Origin of the sequence: Stenotrophomonas sp. GD03877, assembly GCF_029840555.1 — a bacterium.
Classification (GTDB): Bacteria; Pseudomonadota; Gammaproteobacteria; order Xanthomonadales; family Xanthomonadaceae; genus Stenotrophomonas; species Stenotrophomonas geniculata.
Map to the genome: position 1 here is coordinate 33,379 of NZ_JAOCCT010000037.1, position 19,416 is coordinate 52,794.

Annotated in this window: 19 protein-coding genes; 10 read left to right on the forward strand and 9 right to left on the reverse strand. The window is 66.6% G+C overall.

The window, feature by feature from the left end; genetic code table 11:
* Window positions 1–55 precede the first annotated feature (55 nt).
* Both N5D20_RS21035 and N5D20_RS21040 read right to left on the reverse strand, forming a co-directional pair.
* Complete coding sequence (locus N5D20_RS21035; protein ID WP_057503679.1) at window positions 56–367, reverse strand: DUF3817 domain-containing protein; 312 nt, start codon at window positions 365–367, stop codon at window positions 56–58.
* Between the two features lie 125 nt (window positions 368–492).
* Window positions 493–1,428 carry a TIGR03571 family LLM class oxidoreductase gene (locus N5D20_RS21040; RefSeq protein ID WP_279915095.1) on the reverse strand — a complete coding sequence of 312 codons (936 nt, stop codon included), beginning with the start codon at window positions 1,426–1,428 and terminating at the stop codon, window positions 493–495.
* 66 nt (window positions 1,429–1,494) lie between these two features.
* Between N5D20_RS21040 and N5D20_RS21045 the strand changes: the two genes are divergently transcribed.
* The 5 genes from N5D20_RS21045 to N5D20_RS21065 all read left to right on the forward strand — a co-directional run bounded on the left by N5D20_RS21045 (window position 1,495) and on the right by N5D20_RS21065 (window position 5,612).
* Window positions 1,495–1,944, forward strand: a complete 450-nt coding sequence (locus N5D20_RS21045; protein ID WP_100445962.1) for a GNAT family N-acetyltransferase — start codon at window positions 1,495–1,497, stop codon at window positions 1,942–1,944.
* Between the two features lie 129 nt (window positions 1,945–2,073).
* Window positions 2,074–3,594, forward strand: coding sequence for a thioredoxin family protein (locus N5D20_RS21050; RefSeq protein WP_279915094.1), 1,521 nt, complete (start codon window positions 2,074–2,076; stop codon window positions 3,592–3,594).
* A 481-nt stretch (window positions 3,595–4,075) separates the two neighbouring features.
* Window positions 4,076–4,705, forward strand: coding sequence for a superoxide dismutase (locus N5D20_RS21055; RefSeq protein WP_279914797.1), 630 nt, complete (start codon window positions 4,076–4,078; stop codon window positions 4,703–4,705).
* On the forward strand, window positions 4,702–5,280 hold the full coding sequence (locus tag N5D20_RS21060; protein WP_021204258.1) for a flavin reductase family protein: 579 nt from the start codon (window positions 4,702–4,704) through the stop codon (window positions 5,278–5,280). Before N5D20_RS21055 ends, N5D20_RS21060 begins: the two co-directional genes overlap by 4 nt.
* Window positions 5,277–5,612, forward strand: coding sequence for a hypothetical protein (locus tag N5D20_RS21065; RefSeq protein ID WP_019336271.1), 336 nt, complete (start codon window positions 5,277–5,279; stop codon window positions 5,610–5,612). Before N5D20_RS21060 ends, N5D20_RS21065 begins: the two co-directional genes overlap by 4 nt.
* A 5-nt stretch (window positions 5,613–5,617) precedes the next feature.
* Here the strand turns inward: N5D20_RS21065 and N5D20_RS21070 are convergent, their stop codons facing one another.
* Entirely contained in the window at window positions 5,618–6,766 is a 1,149-nt protein-coding gene (locus N5D20_RS21070; RefSeq protein WP_010485207.1) for an acyl-CoA desaturase, read from the reverse strand.
* Window positions 6,767–6,777: 11 nt separating this feature from the next.
* The gene (locus N5D20_RS21075; protein WP_279914798.1) at window positions 6,778–7,848 is read right to left on the reverse strand and encodes a ferredoxin reductase; all 1,071 of its coding nucleotides are present in this window, start codon (window positions 7,846–7,848) and stop codon (window positions 6,778–6,780) included.
* A 92-nt stretch (window positions 7,849–7,940) separates the two neighbouring features.
* Between N5D20_RS21075 and fabR the strand changes: the two genes are divergently transcribed.
* The 3 genes from fabR (at window position 7,941) to N5D20_RS21090 (ending at window position 11,525) form a co-directional block, all read left to right on the forward strand.
* Window positions 7,941–8,597 carry an HTH-type transcriptional repressor FabR gene (fabR, locus tag N5D20_RS21080; protein ID WP_005409961.1) on the forward strand — a complete coding sequence of 219 codons (657 nt, stop codon included), beginning with the start codon at window positions 7,941–7,943 and terminating at the stop codon, window positions 8,595–8,597.
* 230 nt (window positions 8,598–8,827) lie between these two features.
* Window positions 8,828–10,987, forward strand: coding sequence for a TonB-dependent receptor (locus N5D20_RS21085; RefSeq protein ID WP_279914799.1), 2,160 nt, complete (start codon window positions 8,828–8,830; stop codon window positions 10,985–10,987).
* Window positions 10,977–11,525 carry a thioredoxin-like domain-containing protein gene (locus N5D20_RS21090; RefSeq protein ID WP_171954427.1) on the forward strand — a complete coding sequence of 183 codons (549 nt, stop codon included), beginning with the start codon at window positions 10,977–10,979 and terminating at the stop codon, window positions 11,523–11,525. The genes N5D20_RS21085 and N5D20_RS21090 overlap by 11 nt, the downstream gene beginning before the upstream one ends.
* Before the next feature lie 114 nt (window positions 11,526–11,639).
* Here N5D20_RS21090 and mntR read toward each other — a convergent pair whose 3' ends face one another.
* A complete protein-coding gene (mntR, locus tag N5D20_RS21095; protein ID WP_006372477.1) occupies window positions 11,640–12,110 on the reverse strand; it encodes a manganese-binding transcriptional regulator MntR in 471 nt (156 codons plus the stop codon).
* A 117-nt stretch (window positions 12,111–12,227) separates the two neighbouring features.
* Between mntR and N5D20_RS21100 the strand changes: the two genes are divergently transcribed.
* Complete coding sequence (locus tag N5D20_RS21100) at window positions 12,228–13,559, forward strand: Nramp family divalent metal transporter (RefSeq protein ID WP_171954429.1); 1,332 nt, start codon at window positions 12,228–12,230, stop codon at window positions 13,557–13,559.
* A 118-nt stretch (window positions 13,560–13,677) separates the two neighbouring features.
* On the opposite strand, the gene N5D20_RS21105 is transcribed toward N5D20_RS21100, so the two are convergent.
* The 4 genes from N5D20_RS21105 to N5D20_RS21120 all read right to left on the reverse strand — a co-directional run bounded on the left by N5D20_RS21105 (window position 13,678) and on the right by N5D20_RS21120 (window position 17,972).
* On the reverse strand, window positions 13,678–14,004 hold the full coding sequence (locus N5D20_RS21105) for a thioredoxin family protein (RefSeq protein WP_279914800.1): 327 nt from the start codon (window positions 14,002–14,004) through the stop codon (window positions 13,678–13,680).
* Entirely contained in the window at window positions 13,976–14,443 is a 468-nt protein-coding gene (locus tag N5D20_RS21110; protein WP_100050567.1) for a flavodoxin, read from the reverse strand. Before N5D20_RS21110 ends, N5D20_RS21105 begins: the two co-directional genes overlap by 29 nt.
* A 25-nt stretch (window positions 14,444–14,468) precedes the next feature.
* Window positions 14,469–15,509, reverse strand: coding sequence for a ribonucleotide-diphosphate reductase subunit beta (locus N5D20_RS21115; RefSeq protein WP_279914801.1), 1,041 nt, complete (start codon window positions 15,507–15,509; stop codon window positions 14,469–14,471).
* A gap of 99 nt (window positions 15,510–15,608) precedes the next feature.
* Window positions 15,609–17,972, reverse strand: coding sequence for a ribonucleoside-diphosphate reductase subunit alpha (locus tag N5D20_RS21120; protein ID WP_279914802.1), 2,364 nt, complete (start codon window positions 17,970–17,972; stop codon window positions 15,609–15,611).
* 431 nt (window positions 17,973–18,403) lie between these two features.
* Between N5D20_RS21120 and N5D20_RS21125 the strand changes: the two genes are divergently transcribed.
* On the forward strand, window positions 18,404–19,381 hold the full coding sequence (locus N5D20_RS21125) for a zinc-binding dehydrogenase (RefSeq protein ID WP_049410313.1): 978 nt from the start codon (window positions 18,404–18,406) through the stop codon (window positions 19,379–19,381).
* Window positions 19,382–19,416 lie beyond the last annotated feature (35 nt).

Here is a 19,416-nt window from a genome sequence, read left to right on the forward strand (position 1 = left end):
CGGCTCTTATTTGCATTTGATACCCATTCTCTTGAATGGGCATGCAACAGTGGGTTCAGCGCATTGCACGCAGGCCCAGCAGGCCACGGCGCTTGAACCACCACTCCAGCGGCAGCGTCACCAACGGCGGGATGGCCGCCAGCAGGGCCAGGGCACTGGCCCACCACGGCCAGCGCAGGCGCACCGCCGCAAACAGCGTGACCGCCACGTACACCAGGAAGGCCACGCCGTGCAGGGGCCCGAACAGCTTCACCAGCGCCACGTTGGTCATGGGGCCGTACTTCATCCACATGCCGATGAGCAGGCCGGCCCAGGTCACGGCCTCGATGAAAGCGACCGCGGCGAACAGGCGTCCGGTCGAGTGCATGGGGGAACGTTGGGTCACGCGGGGCTCCGGCATCGGGGTATCAAATGCGAATGATACGCAGATGCACGCCCCATGTAGAGCCGAGCCGTGCTCGACTGCTGGAACGTGTGCACCAAGGTGGACACCTACCGGAGCATATGTGGCAGCACCTGCTCTCCAATTTCGCGCAGCACCGCGTCCATCGGTCGCCCGTTGTCGACCAGGTTGAACATCACATGCGCCACGCCCTGCACATGTACGCGCAGCAGGTAGTCGCGCAAGCCATCGCGGCCAACCTTCAGCCCCAGCGGCAGTGGCTCGGGTGGCGCCTGCGGATCGGCCTGCAGATCCAGCAGCATCGACTGCACGAACGGCTTGCCTGGCCCAGCGCCTTGCGCCTGCGCCTGTTGCCACAGGCCGATGCGCCCTTCCTGTGCGGCTTCCTCGCGGTGATAGGTAGCCCAGCCTTCGGCCTCGCGCGCGATCCACTGCAGGCTCTGCCGCGCAGTGCCCACCACCAGCATCGGAATGCGCGTGGCCGGGGCCGGCAGCACGTCGAAGCCACCGGTCGCCTGCCGCACGGCGGCCCGCTCATCGGCCTCCGGTGACAGCGCCGCGCGCAACAATGTCCAGCGCTCACGGAACGTCGCCGCCCTGCCCTCCAGATCCTCGCCGAATGCGGCGAACTCTTCCGGGCGGTCGCCCGAACCCAGGCCCAGCACGAAGCGGCCGCCACTGATCCGGTCCAGGCTCAAGGCCGACTTCGCCACCTGCAGCGGCTGGCGCAACGGCAGCACGATGGCCGCGCTGCCAACCACGATCCGCTCGGTCGCCGCAGCCAGCATGCCCAGCCACAGGAACGGATCGTCCAGCGCGCTGGCTGTCGCATCTGGCCCCTGCGGGACCATCAACGGCACATCGCGCGTCCACAACGCGGCAAAGCCCAGGTCATCGGCCAGTCGTGCGATGCGCCTGGCGTCATGCGGATCGGCCAGCCCATGCGCGGCGACAGGGGTCATCAGGCCCAGGCTCAGCCCCTGTTGGGGAAACAACGCAGCGTAAGCGGGATTGAAATCACTCATGCCGGCAGCTTAGCGTGCAGTCATGCGGCAACGATGACGCGCCGCCCACCACCGGAAGAACACTGCATGCCGACGATTCGCCCTGCCCACGTCGATGACCTGCCTGCGATCAGCGCGGTGTGCCTGGCTGCGTTCACTGCGGCGGTCGCGCCTTCGCTCAGCGCGGCCGGCATCGCCACCTTCGGCAGTGTCGCCGCGGCCGAAGCGTTCGGCGCGCGCCTGCAGGGCGACAACCACATCCTGGTGGCCGAGCAGGACGGCCGTGTCGTCGGCGTGATCGAACTGAAGGAGGGCCGGCACCTGGCGATGCTGTTCGTCGATCCCGGCTGCCAGGGTCAGGGTATCGGCCATGCTTTGTTCGAGGCGGTGCTTCCACAGGTGCGCGAGCCGGTCCTGACCGTGCGCGCCTCACTCAATGCAGTGCCAACCTACCTGCGCTATGGCTTCGTGCTGGACGGCGAGGTCGGCGAGTTCAATGGGCTGGTGTATCAACAGATGGTGCGGGCAGCGGCCTGAAGGCATCCGCCCGGCGTTGCCCGGCAATGCGCGGTGGGCGTCATGCCCTGCAGCACGCCCGTCATAAGCAAACTGAATCAGCGGGCTCCCCGGCGGTTCCTACAATGGCCTGTCACCCTGCCCTTCGAGATGCTGCCGATGCGCGTCGCGCTTTCCGTGTTGCTGCTGGCTTCGGCGCTGAGCGCCTGCACCCCGGCCCCGGTTTCCACCGCCAACTCCGCCGAGGCGCCCGCGCCGGCGTCCGCCATCGCCTGGCGCCAAGGCGATGTCGACGATGCCTTCGCCGAGGCCGCCGACAGCGGCAAGCCGGTGCTGCTGTACTGGGGTGCCGTCTGGTGCCCGCCGTGCAACCAGCTCAAAGCAGGCTTGTTCAAGGATCCGGCCTTCATCGCGCTGACCAGCAAATTCGTTCCTGTCTATCTGGATGGCGACGAGGAAGGGGCGCAGGCCTGGGGCGAGCGCTTCGGCGTACGCGGCTATCCGACCCTGATCGTATTGGACCCACAGCGCAACGAAATCACCCGCGTGGCCGGCGGCAATGATGCCACCGAACTGACCCGGGCACTGACCGTCGCCGCAGGCCGCCGCAGTGCTGTTGCCGCCACCTTGGCCACCGCGTTGGCAACGCCGGACCGACTGGCCGCAGAAGACTGGCAGGTGCTGGGCGACTACGGCTGGGAAGTGGACGCCAACCGCCTGGCCGGCGAGCGCAGGAGCCAGGATGTGCTGCGCCAGCTGTCCAAGGCGGCACCGGATGCCGCCCTGCAGCGCCGCTTCGCTCTGCTTGCCTTGGCAACCGCCGAAAAGCCCGATGCCTCGCCCACCGAAGTGCGCGAGCTGCTGCAGGCGGTGCTGGCGCAACCGGCGGAAGTACGTCGCAACCGCGAGTTGCTGGGCTATGCAGGCGTGCAGCTGGTCAAGCAGGCCAGTGCCGGGCCGGCCACCAGCAACACGCTGGGACAGCAGCTGCTGGTCGCACTGGAGCGGGCGGACGCCGAGCGCGGCGACCGCGCCGACGACGCGTTGTCCCGTGCGCTGACCGAAGTAGCGCTGGTCCGCCAGCAGCAGCCGGAGGGTGCACTGCCCGCGCCGCTGGTTGATCGGGTCAAGCAGCGCGTGGCCGCTGCCGATGCCGCCGCCACCGATGCGCATGCGCGCCAGGCCACGATCAGCAGCGCGGTCCATGCCCTGCGCGAGGTTGGCGACGACGCGGGTGCCGAGGCGCTGTTGCTGGCCGAGCTGAAGCGCAGCGAACAGCCGTACTACTACATGCCCGAGCTGGCCGAACTGGCCGAGCAGCGCGGCGATACCGCCGGGGCGCTGGAGTGGTTGAAGCGTGCCTACGACGGTGCGCAGGGCCCGGCCACCCGCGTGCAGTGGGGCGTGCTGTACGTGGAGGGCCTGCTGAAGCTGGCGCCGGACGACGCACCACGCATCGAGCAGGCCACCGCCTCGCTGATCGCCGAACTGGAAGCGCAGCCTTCCGGTTACCACCAGCGTACCCGCCAGCGTTTCGAACGCCTGGCAGGGCAGTTGAAGACGTGGAGCGGCAAGCACCAGGGCGCGGAGACGCTGGCGCGGCTGCAGCAGAGGATGCAGCAGGCGTGCGGCGATCAGGTAGATGGCGCGTGCAAGGATTGGTTGAGTTGATGAAAACGCTGGCGGCGGGTTCGCCTGCCGGCGCTTTTGTTGATATCGGTTGTGGCGGGGGGAGGGGCTGGCCGGGACACGCCGTAAACCCATCCTTGGGGGCTCGATGGCGCCATCCATGGCGCCAACGGTCCCAGCCAGCCCCTCCCCCCGCCACCGGACAGTTTCCAGCGAGCGCGGGCAGCACATCAGCGCGCCGGTGAGGTCCGAACAGCGGGTTCTGGTAGTGCCGGCCGCTGGCCGTCAACCCGACCTTCGCTGATTGCCGGCCAGCGGCCGGCACTACCACGTCGCTCTGCCTCTTGCCTTTGACTCCGTTTCCACGCCGCCGCAGGGAACTGTCCTGCAGAGGTTGACGGGGGAATCAAAGCGGCGAACGCGCGCGCATCCCAATCCCGCCCCTTGACCTCAACCAATGTTGAGGTGCGATAACAGTCTCCCCACGGCCAGCCCTCTGGCCTTCCCCACGGAGATTGCTTCGATGTCGTACTCGCTTCCCCCGCTCCCCTACGCCTACGACGCCCTTGAGCCGCATTTCGATGCGCGCACGATGGAGATCCACCACAGCAAGCACCACCAGGCCTACGTCAACAACCTCAACGCCGCCATCGAGCAGGCCGGCATCGCCGAGCAGCCGGTCGAGGCGCTGATCGCCAACCTCGATGCCGTGCCCGAGGCGCAGCGCGGCGCCATCCGCAACAACGGCGGTGGCCACGCCAACCACAGCCTGTTCTGGACCGTGCTCAGCACCAACGGTGGTGCGCCCGATGACGAACTGGCCGCCGCCATCGACCGTGACCTCGGCGGTTTCGATGCTTTCAAGGAGGCCTTCACCAAGGCGGCGCAGACCCGCTTCGGCAGCGGCTGGGCCTGGCTGACCAGCGATCGCGATGGTCGCCTGCAGGTGGAAAGCAGCGCCAACCAGGACAGCCCGCTGATGGGTGCGGCCGTGGGCCTGTCCGGCAACACCCCGATCCTCGCACTGGATGTCTGGGAACACGCCTACTACCTGCACTACCAGAACCGTCGCCCGGACTACATCGGTGCGTTCTTCAACATCATCAGCTGGGCCGAGGTCGGCCGGCGCTACCGCCAGGCCAGGGCCTCATGAGCGGCGAAACGCTGCCGTACGCCGGGCCGTGGGCGGGGGTTTTCCCCGCCCCGGCCCCGGTGCCGTCGGTCGAGATGCCGCCGCGGGCCCTGCGGCGGCTGCTCGGCCACTTTCCTACCGGCGTGGCCATCGTCTGCACGCGCGATGCGCAGGGCAAACCCATCGGCCTGACCATCAATTCGTTCGTGCCGGTGTCATTGCAGCCGCCACTGGTGCTGTGGAACCTGGCGTTGCATGCGCAGAGCCTGTCCACCTTCCAGCGCGCCACCCGCTTTGCGATCAGCGTGCTGGCGGCCGACCAGGAAGCGCTGGCCCGGCGCTTTGCCGATCCGCAGGTCCGCAACCGCTTCGACGGCCTGGCATTGCTGGATGATGACGAGGATGCCCCACCACGCATCGCCGGTGCGGTCGCCCACCTCACCTGTACCCGCCACGCACAGTGGCCGGTGGGTGATCATCTGCTGCTGGCTGGCCGCATCATCGAAGTGCACGAGAACGGCGGCGCGCCGCTGCTGTTCCATCGTGGCCGCTTCCAGCCCGGCCCCACCGAATTGCTGGTGGAGGTGCGCGGATGAACATCGAAGCCCTGGAATGCATGCTTGCCAACGGCAAGGACGGCGCGCTGCTGCGCTTCGGCCTGGGCAAGGGTTGGCTGGATGCGGGCAACCCGGTGCGCGCGGCCACCCATCTGGGCCGGTGCGTGGTGCTTGATCCGCAGTATTCCGCGGCGTGGAAGCTGCTGGGCAAAGCCTGGCTGGCCAGTGGCCAGCCGCTGGCGGCGCGCGAAGCATGGCAACGCGGCTTGAGCGTGGCCGGCAGCAAGGGTGACCAGCAGGCACACAAGGAAATGCAGGTGTTCCTGCGCCGCCTGGACCGCGAACAGGCGGCCCTGGCGAAGGCGGGCTGAGTCGATCAGCCCGCGTTGGCCGATGCCGGTGCGGACATGATGTCCGGCATCGGCAGGCGGCGCGGCTTGCTGGGGAACGCGTGGCGCAGGATGCGCCAGACCACCTGGCCGAACTGGCGCGGCAGCGAGCCGTTGTTGTAGTGCTGGCCGTAACGGCGGCAGATGTCCTTCACTTCCTTGGCAATGGCCGCATAGCGGTTGGCCGGCAGGTCCGGGTAGAAGTGGTGCTCGATCTGGTGGCTGAGGTTGCCCGACAGCACATTGATCAGGAAGCCGCCGCTGATGTTGGACGAACCGCGCAGCTGGCGCAGGTACCAGTGACCGCGCGATTCATTGCGCAGGCATTCCTTCGGGAAGGTTTCCGATTCGGCGGTGAAGTGGCCGCAGAAGATGATCACGTAGGTCCAGATGTTGCGCAGGCCGTTGGCCACCATGTTGCCCAGCATCACGGTGAGGAAGAACGGGCCAGCCAGCAGCGGGAAGAACACGTAGTCCTTCAGCACCTGGCGGGCCATCTTTCGCGCCACCGGGCGGGTCTGCATCCACATCGCACGGCCGCTGATGCGACCTTTCAGCCAACGACCCAGGCGCAGGTCCTGCGCGGCCACGCCCCACTGGAACAGCAGCGCGAAGATCGGCGCGATGATCGGCTGCAGCAGGTAGAACGGCTTCCAGCGCTGTTCCGGGAAGATGCGCAGCAGGCCGTAGCCGATGTCATCGTCCATGCCACGCACGTTGGTGTAGGTGTGGTGGCGGAAATTGTGGGTCTTGCGCCAGTTGTCGGCGGTGGCAACGATATCCCACTCGTAGGTGTTGCCATTGAGCTTGGGGTCGCCGGTCCAGTCGAACTGGCCGTGCATGACGTTGTGGCCCAGCTCCATGTTCTCCAGGATCTTCGACAGCGCCAGCAGCAGCGTGCCAGTGATCGCGGCCGGCCACAGCAGCGGCATCCAGAACAGCGGCGAGAATGCTGCCAGGAACAGCAGGCCACGGCCACCGACGCCGAACCATCGCACGGCAGCAGCCACACGGCGGATGTAGCGGGTATCGGAGGCGCCGAGGCTGCCGATCACACGGTCGCGGATCGCATCGAGTTCCTCACCGAAAGCATGCATCTCGGCGGTGCTCAGGGCACGGTCGGTAGCGCGGGTCATGGCAGGCGTCCTCAGAGATCCAGAGTCAGGTCGGTGGTCGGTGCGCTCACGCAGATCCGCACCGGCTGTGCCGTTTCGGACTGCAGGTCGCCGGTGCGAAGGTGGCGGGTGGCGCCACTGACGCGATCACAGGTGCAGGTGTTGCAGATGCCCATGCGGCAACCGTGCTTGGGCTTGATGCCATGCGCTTCCAGGCTTTCCAGCAGCGAGCGGCCTCGCGGCACGCTCAGCTGGCGGCCACTGCGCGCAAGCGTCAGCGACACCTCGCCTTCGCTGCTGGCATCGCGCAGTGGCGCCGGCGGGGTGAAGGCTTCAGCCTGGAAGCCAGCCACCTGGTGCGCCAGGCGTTCACGCGCAGCGGCAACGAAGCCATCCGGACCGCAGGCCAGCACATGGCGCTGCGCCAGCGGCGTGTCATCGCCGGCCACCTGCAGACCATGGGTATCGATGCGCGCGGCCGGCACCTCACCCTCGCGGGTGGTCAGCAGATGCACGCGCAGGTTCGGATGTGCCGCGGCCAGCGCCTGCAGTTCATCACGGAACTGCAGATGGGCGGCGGTGCGCTCCCAATAGAACAGGTCCACCGGTGCTGCCAGCGGGCGCTGGCAGGCGTCGCGCAACAGGCTGCGCATCGGCGTGACGCCACTGCCGGCAGCCAGCAGCAGCACCGGCGCCGCGGCCGGCATATGGAACTCGCCGAAGGCGGCATCGAGGCGGAACAGTTCGCCCGGCTGTGCATGGTTGACCAGATGCTGGCTGACCCGGCCGCCATCGATCGCCTTGACGGTGATCGCCAGCTCGCGCCGACCCAGTGCGGTAGGGCTGTAGCTGCGCTGCCACAGGCGCCCCTCAATCTCGACGCCCAGGGTGACGTGCTGGCCGGCGCGCATGCCGGCCCAGTGCCGGTTGGTGCGCAGGACCAGGGTCGCCGCGCCCTCGCCGGCCGGCTCGCGCCGGACCAGTCGGGCCATCGGCTCGCGCAGGGTCCACAGGGGATTGAGCTGGCCCGCCCAGAAATCGAACAGCGACGGCGAGACCCAGCGGTACGGAGAGAACAGGGACGGACGGACGACAGCGCTCATGGGCGCACTATACGGGCGCACATACACCTGTGTATACATGTGTATATTGAACCGGATTGGGTATGATTCAGCCTCGCCTCACCGGAACCCCCATGGCCGCCGCCACCGCCTTGTCGACGCCTGAAGATGCCAACAGCCCGGCCCGCCGTACGGTGAGCCGCGAGGATCTGCTGGCCGCCGCCCTGAAGCTGATCGGGCCGCACCGCAGCCTGTCCACGCTCAGCCTGCGCGAAGTGGCACGTGAGGCCGGCATTGCGCCGAACAGCTTCTACCGGCAGTTCCGCGACATGGACGAACTGGCCGTGGCGCTGATCGATGCCGCCGGTCGCTCGCTGCGCACCATCATCGGCGAGGCCCGCCAGCGCGCCACCTCCACCGCCACCAGCGTGGTACGGGTCTCGGTGGAGACTTTCATGGAACAGCTGCGCGCCGACGACAAGCTGCTGCACGTGCTGCTGCGCGAAGGCGCGGTCGGCTCGGACGACTTCAAGCATGCGGTCGAACGCGAACTGCACTATTTCGAAGAAGAGCTGCAGCACGACCTGGTGCGCCTGGCTGCACTGGACGGCGCCGTGCTGCATGCCCCCGAGCTGGTGGCCAAGGCCATCACCCGGCTGGTGTTCGCGATGGGTGCCACCGCCATGGACCTGCCGCCGGAGAAGGATCCGGAACTGGTCGAACAGATCTCCACGATGATCCGCATGATCATCGTTGGCGCCCGGACCCCCGCCGCATTCCGCCGCGGCTGACGATCCGACCGCGCCTACACGGCAACTCCATCCTATGGACATGACCACCGGCAGGGGTGTGGTCGCATTATGTAATGTTATAACACTCGCATGATCTGACTCGACTGGTGCCCCACGCGCAATGGCCTCGGCCTCGTTATATAGCACTTGCTATATTAATAAGCCGCTGCTTTCATATGCGTCAGCCAGGTCGCCCTCGCCGCCTTTCTTCTCCCAAGGACGACGCCCTCATGCCCGTTGCCACGCCCCTCTTCCATCGGCTGCCCCTGGCCGCCGCCATTGCCCTGACCCTGCCGCTGCCTGCACTGGCCGCCACCTCGAAGCCGACCGAGCTGGACCGCGCGCAGGTCAAGGTCAGCACCGCCACCCGCAGCGAACGCCTGCTATCCGATGTCCCGATCCGCACCGAAGTGCTGCGCAAGGAAGACATCGCGCTGCGCGCGGCCACCGACTTCTCGCGCGCCGCCGAGCTGATCAACGGCCTGCGCGTGGAAAGCAACTGCCAGAACTGCAACACCAGCGAAGTGCAGCTGCTGGGCCTGCCCGGTGCCTACAACCAGCTGTTGTTCGATGGCATCCCGCTGTTGTCCACGCTGGGCAGCGTGTACGGCCTGGAACAGATCCCGGCCGGGTTCGTCGACCGCATCGAAGTGGTCAAGGGCGGCGGCTCGGCGCTGTACGGCCCGGGTGCGGTGGCCGGTGTGATCAACCTGATTCCGCCGCTGCCGGCGCGCAGCGGTGGCCATGTGCAGGCCGGCGTGGATGTCCTGAAGGGCACACCGCAGAAGAATGCCGACGTGCGCCTGGACCTGGTGGCGAAAGATGCCGACGCCGGGCTTTCAGTGATTGCCCAGCGCAACTGGAACAGCGGCATCGACTACAACGGTGACGGCTACACCGAGATCACCCGCAAGAACCTCAAGGTCGGCGGGCTGCAGGCCTGGTACGCGCCCACGCCGGGCACGCGGCTGCGCCTGGACCTGCAGGTGACCGATGAAACCCGGCGTGGCGGCAATCGACTGGATCATCCCGAATACCTGGCCAACATCGCCGAATCGCTGGATACGAAATACCGGCGCGGCAGCGTGTCGTGGGATCAGGAAATCAATGCCGACGCCGATTTCCGCCTGGCCTACGCCTTCGCCGACATCGACCGCGACAGTTTCTACGGCGGTCTTGGCGACGTGGTTACCGATCCGTCTGCCCTCGGCCATGACCCGTCGCAGCTGGATCCCAACGTGGCCGGCAGCGCGGCCTCGCGTTCGTGGCGCCAATACGGCCGCACCCACAACCCGCTGCACTACATCGACAGCCAGTTGAACTGGCGCCTGGGCGCGCACGCGCTGGCCTTCGGCGTGCAGTACAAGCACGAGGCGCTGCGCGACGACAACCGCACCGGTGACGGGCAGCGCTTGGCGGTGTTGGAAGATGCAACCTTCCACAATCTGGGCGCCTTCATCCAGGACGAGTGGAGCCTGCGCGACAACGTCGACCTGGTACTGGGCGCACGCGTGGACAAGAGCTCGGAGCTGGACAGCGCGGTGTTCTCGCCGCGCATCGCCCTGGCCTGGCAAGCCACGCCCGACCTGAAATGGCGAGCCGGCATCGCCACCGGCTTCCGTGCACCGGAGATCTTCGTCGAGGACGTGCACGTCGATACGCTGGGTGGCGAGCAGGTGCGCGTGCGCAACACCGATGGCCTGAAGGAAGAGCGCGCGTTGACCACTCTGTTCGGCTTCGACTGGCGCTCGGACCCGGCCAATCCAGTGTGGAGCTGGGATGCTACCGCCTCCTATGCACGCATCCGCGACACCTTCGCGCTGGGCGAGATCCAGCGCGGCGATGACGGACAACTGAGCCAGCTGCGCTACAACGCCTCCGGCTCCAACGTACTGGGGGCGGAAACCAACCTCGGCTGGCAACCGTCGCCGCAGTGGCGCCTGACCGCCGGTGCCTCGTGGTACCGCTCGCGCTTCCGCGAACCGCAGCGCATCTTCGACGACACCGGCGACGGTGGCGACACCATCATCGAAAGCCGCGACTACCTGAAGACCCCGCGCTGGACCGGCCTGGCGCAGCTCAGCTGGATGCCCGCCGAGCCGTGGGAAACCTTCGTCGCGCTGCGCCATACCGGGCCTATGTCGGTGCTGAACAACCGGTTGGGCGAGCTGCACCGTACGCGTTCCTTCCTGGTCACCGATCTTGGTGCTCGCTGGCACCGACATCTGGGCGCGCAGGCGCAGCAGGAAGTGTCGGTGGCCGCGGGTGTCAAGAACGTGTTCGATCAGCGCCAGAAAGATCTGGAAGTGGGCGCGCAGCGTGACAGCGACTATGTCTACGGGCCGCGCTTCGCGCGTTCGTGGTACGTCAACCTGCGCTATGCGTTCTGAAGCTCTGCGAGCGTTGTTGCTGGCCTGTGCCGTGCTGCTGGCCGCACCGGCGATGGCTGCGGACCTGCACGCGCAGGTCTCGGCCTCGCTGATGCGGCCGGAACAGCGCTCGCTGCGACCGATGCAATGGACGCCGCCGCCGAAACTGGTGGCGCTGTACTTCGGTGCCGACTGGTGTGCACCGTGCCATGCCTTCGTACCCACGCTGCGCAGCGTGCGTGATGCCCTGCGCCAAGCCGGCGCCGATACCGAAGTGGTGTACGTCAGTCTGGATGAGAGCGAGGCTGCATTGCGCCGCTACATGCACGCGCAGGACATGCCGTGGCCGGTACTGGACCCGCGCCGCGCCGCGCGCATGCCGGCCCTGCAGGCATTGGCCGGATTGGCACCGCCAAACCTGGTGCTGATCGATGCCGACGGCAAGGTGCTGGCCAATGGCTGGCAAGGCCGGCGTTACCAAGGCCTGCAGCCGGTGTTGAAGGAATGGTCGAAACGGGCGTGCGCGCAGGAACAGGCCCGCTGCCCGCCTGACCTGTAGCGTCGAGCCATGCTCGACGCATTCCATCACCGTGCAAACGGCAGCCGAGCATAGCTCGGCTCTACAAAAACCGGGATCGCGCGAACGGCCGCCGGGCATGGCCCGGCGCTACCGTTACGGCGCCTCGCCCTCGGCCTTGCGCACGAACGCCTCGAACAGCGCCAGCGTCTGCTCGCTCACATGGTGCTCGATACCCTCCGCATCACGCCGTGCCGTATCAGGGTCCACGCCCAGCGCCAGCAGGAAACGCTCCACGGTCTGGTGCCGCTGGCGGCTGGCATGGGCCAGCGCCTCGCCTTCCGGGGTCAGGAACACGCCGCGGTACGGCCGCTGCACCACCCAGCCATCGCGGGCCAGGCGCCGCAGCATCTTCGCCACGGTGGGCTGGGCCACGCCCAGGCGGGTGGCGATGTCGACCTGGCGGGCCTCGCCGCCGTCGGCCAGCAGGTCCGAGATCAGCTCGACATAGTCCTCCACCAGCTCCATCCGGTGCGCTTCGCGCACTTGCCGGAAGCTCTCGACCTGGCGCTCAGCCTCGATCAAGGGGGTGCTTTTCAGCGATGTCGAATCGTCGGTCTTGCCCACGCCTGCGCCTGTCCTTCCGGTCTACTCCGGGTTTGAAACTGAATTCTGGACCAGTAACGCGATAAAGACGATTGTTTCACATTGCTAATGACTATAGCAGGAGCTATATTCGGACCCATGAACACCCTGGCGCCCCACGACCCTTCGGCCTCCACCCCGGCCAGCCTGGGCGCGCTCAACGCCTCGGTCGCCGTTCCCGACACGGGCCATTGGTGGTTCCGCCTGCTGGCCTTCCTCGGCCCGGGCTACATGATCTCGGTCGGCTACATGGACCCAGGCAACTGGGCCACCGACCTCGCCGGCGGTTCGCGCTTCGGCTACCTGCTGCTGTCGGTCATCCTCATCTCCAACCTGATGGCGGTGATCCTGCAGGCGCTGTCGGCACGGCTGGGCATCGCCACCGGCATGGACCTGGCGCAGGCCTGCCGCGCGCGGTACCCGAAGCCGGTGAACCTGGCGCTGTGGGCGCTGTGCGAGGCAGCGATCATCGCCTGCGACCTGGCCGAGGTGATCGGCACCGCGATCGCATTGAAGCTGCTGTTCGACCTGCCGCTGCTGTGGGGCGCGGTGATCACCGCGCTGGATACGCTGCTGGTCCTGCTGCTGATGAACCGCGGCTTCCGTGCGCTGGAAGCCTTCGTGATCGCGCTGCTGATGGTGATCTTCGGCTGCTTCATGGTGCAGATCGCGCTGGCCGCACCGCCGGTGATGGACGTGCTGGGCGGATTCATTCCGCGCGCGCAGGTAGTGACTGATCCGCACGCGCTGTACATCGCCATCGGCATCATCGGCGCCACGGTGATGCCGCATAACCTGTACCTGCATTCTTCCATCGTGCAGACCCGCGCCTATCCGCGCACCGACGAGGGCCGTCGCAGCGCGCTGCGCTGGGCGGTGACCGACAGCACCCTCGCGCTGACGCTGGCACTGTTCATCAACGCCAGCATCCTGATCCTGGCGGCGGCGGTGTTCCATGCCAATGGCCGTTTCGATGTGGAAGACATCGAGCAGGCGCACCAGCTGCTGGCGCCGATGCTGGGCGTGGGCGCGGCGGCGACACTGTTTGCGATTGCCCTGCTGGCCTCGGGCCTGAATTCGACAGTGACCGCCACGCTGGCCGGCCAGATCGTGATGGAAGGCTTCCTGCACCTGCGCCTGCCGCCGTGGCTGCGTCGGCTGATCACGCGCGCACTGGCGATCATTCCGGTGGTGGTGGTGATCATGCTGTTCGGCGACCAGGGCGCGGTGAAGCTGCTGGTGCTGAGCCAGGTGGTGCTGTCGATGCAGCTGCCGTTCGCGATCATTCCCCTGGTGCGGATCGTGACCGACAAAGTGACGATGGGCGCGCTGGTGGCACCACGCTGGCTGGGCGCGATTGCCTGGGTGATCGCGCTGGTGATCGTGGTGTTGAACGTGAAGCTGCTGGTGGATACCTTCAGCGGAGCCTGACGCCGAACCACGGACCCTGCCCCGGTAGATCCACGCCATGCGTGGATGCCCTTGTAGAGTCGGGCCATGCTCGACTCATCGCTCACCGCGCGAACGGCAGCCGAGCATGGGCTCGGCTCTACAAATGCAACGCGATCGCGGCCTCGATCTGCTGCGGTGACTGGAACCCCGCTAGGCGCGTGCGCTCATCACCGTCACGGAACATGGACAACGTCGGGGTCTGCCGCAGTCCCAGCTCCCTGAAGAACGCTTCACCCAGCACCTCCAGCTGCACGCGCAGCAGGGTCGTGCCCTGCCCCGCCACGCTGTTGGCCACCCGGTGCAACGACACCTCCAGCATCCGGCAGCCCGGGCACTGGTCCTTGTGGAAATCCACCAGCACCCGCGGATGTTCGGCCAGAAGCTGCTGGAACTGCTCAGGCGTGGTGGCGTCGATGATCTGCATCGGTGTTGCTCCAGTAATGGGCCAGGACCGCATCGGTCCAGGCATCGATGGTCTCTGCATGGCGTTGGCCATGCGGCATCTGTTCGATCTCCAGCGGCGGGTAGTCGCTGCGGAAATAGCGGATCAGCCGGTGCACGGCGCCGCAGTAGTACTCCTGCCCCCACTGCGTTTCACCGGTGCCGAACACCGCCAGCTGCCGTGGCCGCTCGCCGCGCTCGGCGATGCCGGCCACCCATGCCTTCATCTCCGCCGGCGTGCGGCCGGCGTTGTCGGTCCAGCAGCCCAGCAGCACCAGGTCGGCCTCATCGGTCGCCAGCGGCGGTGCCTGGCGCAGGTCGTCGGCCTCCTGCCAGTGCACCGCATGACCGGCAGCGCGGCAGCGTTCGGCAATCTGCCGGCCGAGTTCGCGGGTGTTGCCGCTCAAGGAGGCGACCACCATCAGGATGCGCAGCGCGGCGACAGGCTCAGAGATCGTCGAAGCCGTTGTCGACGTTGGTCTTCTTGTAACTTGCATTGCGCATCTCGAAGAAGTCGGTCTTGGTCTCGGTGAAGTTGTCGGCGTAGGCCTTGATCCACGGCATCACGTTGTCAGTGGTGTCGCTGTACAGGCGCTCGATGCCGAGCATGCCGGCCATCTTGTTGGCGCGGTACTTCACGTAGCGCACCATCTCGTCCACGTCGATGCCATCGATGCCATCCAGCACCTCCGACGACCACTGCGTCTCAAGCTCGATGGCATGTTCGAATGACTGGTGCACATAGGCGGTCAACTCATTGGTCTGCAGCTCGGAGTTTTCACCGATGATGGCGCGGATCAGCTCGCTGATGAACTTGGTATGGGCCAGCTCGTCGCGATTGATGAAGCTGATGATCTTGCCGGTGCCGTTCATGCGGTTCTGCCGCACCATGTTGTAGAAGTAGGCGAAACCGGAATAGAAGTTGATGCCTTCCAGGATCGAGGACTGGATCAGCGACTTGAGCAGGGTCTCGGCGGTCTTCTCGCGCATGAAGTCGTCATACGCGCTCATGATCGGGGCATTGCGCTTGATGATGGTCGGGTGGGTGCGGGCGATCTCGAAGATGCGGTTCTGGTTCGGCAGGTCGGTGATCGAGGCCAGTACGTAGCTGTAGCTCTCGTTATGGATCACTTCCTGCTGGCCGATGATCGCCGCATTGGCATGCGCGGCCGGGTCGGTGATGTACTCGGCGACGTTGTAGATGAAACGGGTCTGCGGTGAGTCGAGCGTGGCCAGCAGGCCGATGATCGAATCGTAGGCGTTCTTTTCGCGTGCGTTGAGCTCGCCGTACTGGCGGGCATCGAGCTTCATGTCGACCTCGTCGGGAATCCAGAAGTTGGTCGACAGCTCCTTGTAGGCCCGGTAGAACGACGGGTAAGGGATGTCGTTCCAGTTGAGGATGCCGCTGGTGCGGCCGTTGATGATGCCGGTGCTGCGGTTGGGATGGCGTGGTTCGAGGATCTTGATGCGGTCGAGGGGGGTTGCCATGGTGTTACCTGCAGGGGGTAGCGCCGGGCCATGCCCGGCGGAATGTGCGACGGCCGCGCGATGCGCTCGCCGGGCGTGGCCCGGCGCTACCGTGGATGGTCAGCTGGAGCACCATTCGCATTCGCTGATGTCGATGTCGTTGGAGCGCACGTAGTAGGTGGTCTTCAGGCCTTCGCGCCAGGCGCTCAGGTGCAGCTCCAGCAGGGTGCTCGCGCGGATCGTGCTCGGCACATACAGGTTGAAGCTGATCGACTGGTCGACATGGCGCTGGCGGCGGGCGTTCTGGCGCACGCTGGCGAACTGGTCGACCTTGTAGGCACCCTTCTCGTAGTACGGCCAGGTTTCCAGCGACAGGCCCGGGGCCGCCACCGACCGCCGGAAGTCCTTCTTTTCCTCGTAGTAGAACGCGCTGTAGATCGGGTCGATCGACGCGGTGGAACCGGCAATCTGCGCGGTGCTCATGTTCGGCGCCACGGCCAGCAACCAGCCGTTACGCAGGCCGTGCGTGGCGACCTCGCGGGCCAGGCTGTCCCACGCGGCGCCGCTGTAGTCGCGGTCACGGAAGTAACGCCCGTTGTGCCAGTCGCTGCCCGCGAACATCGGGTAGCTGCCCTTCTCCTTCGCCAGCTGCGCGCTGGCCTGGATGGTCAGGAAGTTGATGCGCTCGTAGAGACGGTCGGCCAGATCCTCGGCATCCGGTGATTCCCACTGGATCGCCTGTTGCGCCAGCAGGTGGTGCCAACCGAACGTGCCCAGGCCGATGGCGCGGTACTTGCGGTTGGTGATGGTGGCCTGCGGCACCGGCAGCGCGTTGAGGTCAATCACGTTGTCGAGCATGCGCACCTGGATCGGGATCAGGCGCTCCAGCACGTCGGTGGCCAGCAGGTCATCCGGCGCACTGATTGCCCGGCCGAGGTTGATCGAGGACAGGTTGCAGACCACGAAGTCACCGGCGCGGCGCGTGGTGACGATCTGGTCGCCGCTGACGATCTCCTGGATCATCCGCGTCGGGCTCATGTTCTGCAGGATCTCGGTGCATAGATTGCTGGAATAGATCATGCCCGCGTGCTTGTTCGGGTTCCGGCGGTTGACCTCGTCGCGGTAGAACAGGAACGGATTGCCGGTCTCCAACTGGCTGAGCATGATCCGCTTGAACAGATCGATCGCCTTCACCGTGCGGCGGCTGATGCGCTCGTCGGCCACCAGTTCGGCATAGCGGTCGCGGAAGCTACCCGCACCGCGCTTCTCGTCATAGAAGTCCTGCAGGTACCAGCCCTTGGCCTGCTTCACCTCGTGCGGGTCGAACAGGTACCAGTCGGCGCGGCGCTCGACCGCTTCCATGAACAGGTCGGGCACGCACACCGAAGTGAACACATCGTGCGCGCGCAGGCGCTGGTCGCCGTTGTTGAGGCGCAGGTCCATGAACGCTTCGATGTCGCGGTGCCAGATGTCCAGGTACACCGCCACCGCGCCCTTGCGCTGGCCAAGCTGATCAACCGACACCGCGGTGTTGTTGAGCTGCTTGATCCACGGCACCACGCCACCGGAGGAATTGGCCACGCCCCGGATCGGCGCGCCGCTGCTGCGCACATAGCCCAGGTAGGCGCCGACGCCGCCACCGTGCTTGGACACGCGGGCGATATCGGTGTTGGAGTCATAGATGCCCTGCAGGCTGTCGTCCACCGTGTCGATGAAGCAGCTGGACAGCTGCCCACCCACCTTGCCGGCATTGGCCAGGGTCGGTGTGGCGACGGTCATGTACAGGTTGGACAGCGCCCAGTACGCCTCGCCGACCAGCTGCATGCGCCGCTCGCGCGGCTTTTCTTCCTGCATGAGGTACAGCGCGATGGTCAGCCAGCGCTCCTGCGGCAGTTCGTAGACCTCGCGGCTGCGGTCGCTGGCCAGATAGCGCGTGGCCAGCAGGTACAGGCCGTTGTAGGCGAACAGGCGGTCGCGCTCCGGGTCGATCATCTCGCCGGCCTGCTGCAGCTCTTCCTTCGAATAGCAGCGCAGGATGTCGTTGCTGTATATGCCGCGGTCAGCCAGGCTTTCCTGCAGGCCAACGTAGGAGCCGTACTTCAGGCCGACATCGTAGAAGCGGTTGCGGCTGGCACGCTTGTACAGGCGGCGCAGGTAGATGCGCGCGGCAAACTGTTCCCACTCGGGTGCGACCAGGTCCACCCGCGATTCGGCCTCACGGATCAGCAGATCGACCAGGTCGTCGGCGCTGATGCTCGGTTTGCGCTCGACCATCGCCTGCACCACGCGGCGATAGTCGCTCACGTCCAGCTGCGGGAACTCGGCATGCACGGCGTCGATGCTGCGCTGCAGGCGCTCGGCCTCGAACGGCAGGCGGCGGTTGCCGGCCTCCTTGGTGATCCAGGTCGGCACGCGCTCGCCACCGGCGCGCAAGGCGTCGCCAGCGCCGGCCAGATCGGCCACGCGGAAGGTACTGTCGGTCATGGTGGTGAAACTCCAGGCTCGCACGCGCGTTGGCGGTCGATGCCATGGCGGCCCTGAACGCGATACCGGCGCACGGGGCGAACGGGTGGATTGCCAGGGCACGGGAACGTAGGTCGTCGGCATCTGCCTGCGCCCACGGCCGGTATCCGGGCCGTGGGGGCGACCTGCGTCCGCACGATGGCGGCCGCGTCGACACGGCAAGCCTTCAGGGGCGGGCCGCGGGACGTTTGCTGCATGTCCGGCGGCGGCGGCTGACCGGGAGTGACGGCCACAACATAGTGGGGATATCCCGAACCGTCAACACAAGATGCGGTAATCAGCACATGTCGCGACGATCAGTCGCAGGATGCCGTGTTGCAGCTGCGGCGCCTTGTCGACAGCCCCTGCGGCCCCAGTTCGGTACAACATCAACTTTCCCCGGAACACCACCCATGCGCGCTGCCCAGTACCCCTCCTTCGGCAACCCGGCCGACGTCCTTGCCATTGCCGATGCGCCGCTGCCCGAGCCCGGCCCCGGCGAGGTGCGCATCCGCACCGTGCTGGCCTCGATCCACAACCACGATCTGCTGACCGTGCGCGGCCTCTACGGCTACAAGCCGACCCTGCCGGCGATCGGTGGCAGTGAAGCGCTGGGCGTGGTCGATGCACTCGGCGATGGTGTCGACGGCCTGCAGATCGGCCAGCGCGTCGCCGCAGCCTCGGTACACGGTACCTGGGCCGAGGCCTTCATCGCGCCGGCACGCATGGTGATTCCGATGCCGGAGGCGATCCCCGACGAAATGGCCGCGCAGCTGATCGCCATGCCGCTGAGCGCGCTGATGCTGCTGGAGTTCCTGCACGTCGAGGCGGGCCAGTGGATCGTGCAGAACACCGCCAACGGCGCGGTGGGCAAGTCGCTGGCGATGCTGGCGCGGGCGCGTGGCGTGCATGTAGCCAACCTGGTGCGCAATGCGGATGCCGTCGCACAGTTGCAGGCCCTGGGTATCGATCATGTGTTCGACACCTCGGTGGACGGCTGGAAGGATCGCGTTCGTGAAGCGACCGGCGAAGCACAGGCGGCGGCCGCCGTGGATTCCATCGGCGGCGACGCCAGCGGTGACCTGGTCGACCTGCTCGGCCACAACGGCACGCTGGTGTCGTTCGGCGTGATGAGCGGCGAACCGATGCGCATCCCGGCCGGCGGCCTGATCTACAAGGAAGCGACGGTGAAGGGCTTCTGGGGCAGCAAGGTCAGCCAGGCGATGGCGGTGGAGGACAAGCGCCGGCTGGTTGGCGAACTGCTGAAGCGTGCGGCTGGCGGCGAGCTGACGCTGCCGGTGGAGCAGATCTTCGCACTGGACGACATCGCCCAGGCAGCGAAGGCCGGTGCGGGTTCGGGTCGTAACGGCAAGGTGCTGCTGCGGCCGTGATCGTCTGACATTGCGTTCTGTAGAGCCGAGCCATG